Source organism: Aeromonas simiae, from assembly GCF_000820125.1.
Classification (GTDB): domain Bacteria; phylum Pseudomonadota; class Gammaproteobacteria; order Enterobacterales; family Aeromonadaceae; genus Aeromonas; species Aeromonas simiae.
On the sequence record NZ_CDBY01000006.1, the window covers coordinates 1 to 2,646 of the forward strand.

The 2,646-nt window shown below is 55.8% G+C and carries 2 protein-coding genes and 1 pseudogene; 1 reads left to right on the forward strand and 2 read right to left on the reverse strand.

Annotated elements, in window-relative coordinates:
• Both istA and BN1134_RS00595 read right to left on the reverse strand, forming a co-directional pair.
• Positions 1–560, reverse strand: a 560-nt coding sequence (gene istA, locus BN1134_RS00590; protein ID WP_042044624.1) for an IS21 family transposase, incomplete at its 3' end; no start/stop codon positions are given.
• Positions 561–852: 292 nt separating this feature from the next.
• On the reverse strand, positions 853–1,599 hold the full coding sequence (locus BN1134_RS00595; RefSeq protein ID WP_128314303.1) for a PAS domain-containing protein: 747 nt from the start codon (positions 1,597–1,599) through the stop codon (positions 853–855).
• Positions 1,600–2,302: 703 nt separating this feature from the next.
• On the opposite strand from BN1134_RS00595, the pseudogene BN1134_RS00600 reads away from it, so the two are divergent.
• A pseudogene (locus BN1134_RS00600) lies at positions 2,303–2,628 on the forward strand (transposase); the annotation flags it as partial.
• Positions 2,629–2,646 lie beyond the last annotated feature (18 nt).

The following is a 2,646-nucleotide window of genomic DNA, read 5'->3' on the forward strand; positions in this document are numbered from 1 at the left end:
GGCACGCCGCCCCAGTAGTGAAAGGCCGCATCGTGAGCGGCAAACACCATCTCCTGGGTTTCGCGAGGAAACACCATGACGAAGGGCTGGCGGCTGTGGGTGAGGCGAAAATGGGCAGCCTTGACCCGCTGCACCACGCCGCCGATCTCCACCTCTTCCTCGCTCCAGTCAAACTGATAGGCTTCACCAGCCGCGAACGTCAGGGGGACAAAGGCAGCCACTTTGGCTGACTGCTGTTTATAGTCACGGACGAAGCGCTGGACGCTGTCGTAGGCCCCCTGGTAGCCCAGGCGTTGTAGGTCTTCGAAGAGTTGCCTGGCACAGCGGCGTTGTCGCTTGGGCCGCTTGGCATCGAGGTCCAGCCACTGGGTCAGTGTCGACTCGAATTCACCGAGCTTGGGCCTGGCTGGCTGTGGACGGCGGTACTTGGGCGGTTCGGAGGGAGGTTGGCGAAGGTATTTGCGAACGGTATTGCGAGAGAGTCCTGTGACTTTAGCGATGGCGCTGATGGACTGGCCGTCCACCTGATGCATACGCCGGATCTTCAACACGGTTTCCATGATTAACACTCCAGGTTCTCCGATCCAAAGATCGGATAGTTGCACACACTCCGGGGTGGTCAAAATTGGACGCTGAAAACCCCGGAAACCTGGTCATTTTTGCGCGCCGCCAACCTGTTTCGGGTGGACCAAATGATACGTCAGTGGGAGAGATCTCACTAAAAACTGGGAATAACGCCTGAAATGGCGAAGAAACAGTCTAAATAGGCTGATTCAAGGCATTTACGGGAGAAAAAACGGCTCAAACAGGAAAAAATGAAATGACTGAGTCAGCCGAGAAGAATTTCCCCGCTTATTCGCACCTTCCCAAGCGCTGCAGCCGTTGCATCTGGCTCATCAATACCCAATCACCAATGGCCCGCCCATAGTACTCATTTAGCGCGCGAAAGCGACTCAGGCTCACCCGGATCAGCGCCACCTTGCTGTGGGTCAATTCGGCCTGACGAATATCTAGAGCCAAACGATCCTCAAGCAGGATCCGATTCAATTCCGCAAGGGAGTCGGTGCGCGATAACTGCAGTACGCTCTCTTCCAGTTGACGGCTAGCACGCAGATCGGTTGTCAGCCCGAGAAAATAACCAGATGACGCCTCCTGACTATCAACCGCCAGGTAACGCACCTGCAACCAGAGTGGAAAGAGCTCCCCCCCCTTACGACAAGCGGAGAGCTCCCCCTCCCAACGACTGCGCTCATGGATCAAGCATCGAAAATCGGCAGCCAATTCCCCCTGAGCAAAGAGCGGTAAGAGCAAGTCAGACGACTGGCCGATGAGCTCCTCACAGCGATACCCCATCAGTTGCAAAAAGGCTTCGTTCGCCGCCAGCAGCGTGCCTTGCGGATCGCAGAGAAAGGCCCCTTGAGAGAGGTCACCAAACAGAGCGGAGAGCAGCTTGCTCTGCAACTGGACAGAGAGTTGCAGCTTGGCTACGGCGCACTGGGCCACATCATCTATCACCTGAGGCTGGGAGTGGGAGTGGGAGGAGGGGCTGGCTGCCGCCAGCCAGAGCTTGCCGCTTGCCTGCAAGCGCAACCAATGCATCAGTTGATCACTAAGCACCTCAGCGCTCAGGCGAGTAGAAAGCACCGCATCCACCAGAGGCGGCACTGCAACCGAGGCGGATGTATCAAGCCCGTTGAGGATCAATATGACAGGGGGGTATCCGGGCGCAGATCCTGCCGCAATGTCTGTAGCCAGGTACGGCGTTCAGCCAACGCCTGCTCATCCAGCAGATAGAGATTAGCCACCGAAGGCTCATCACTGGCGGCACAATTCACCACCTGGCAATTTCTCTCCAGAACGCTGCATACCCAACATCTGAGAGAGTCGTCATCAACCATGACGCAAACTAGTGGCATTACCCCTGTCATCTTAGTCCCCTGCACTCTTGTAATTGGTCGGCCGGTCAGGTCATGGCTCTTGCTGACCTATAAGGTATAGCCGACACGGGGCGTTGCACCCGATGCGCCCTCGACAACAAGGTGCCAAATGAACGCTAAATTTCCATTTTTTCGATCCAGGCAACAAAAATGGCACCTCCTCACTAGCCCCCCCCTCACAGCTCGGAGTACACTAGCTCAAATAACAGACACAGAACTAATATTACTTACCAATAGCAACCACTCCCCAGCCTTACCCACCCGAGAATCATGAGTTTTTCAATCGAGTGGGGCGCAGGGAGTGAATCGCCCCCAGTTCCCTAGACACCTCACAGCCTTAAAATGAGGCAACTATTGGAGGTGTTATGACCCGTCAGCGTTATCCAGAAACATTCAAAATCGAAGCCGTTAAACAAATCACCGAGCGCGGGCGGCCGGTGGCTGACGTTGCACGTGCCATCGGGGTATCCAGCCACAGCCTGTATGCATGGCTCAAGCAGTACGGTAAGCCTGCTGACCAGCAGATAGAAGAGTCTGCCTTGCAAGCCGAGATCCGCCGCCTGAAAACTGAACTGCGCCAGGTCACCGAGGAGCGCAATATTCTAAAGGAGGCCGCCGCGTACTTTGCCAGCGAGTCAAGGAAAGGTACGCGTTCATAACCTCCCGACTCGACCGGTACAGTGTCGTTACTAGATTGGCCCCTTGAAGA

What these genes read in the sequence shown, in the direction of transcription:
- BN1134_RS00595 (WP_128314303.1), bottom strand. Translation starts at nt 1,599, where the DNA reads ATGCATTGGTTGCGCTTGCAGGCAAGCGGCAAGCTCTGGCTGGCGGCA.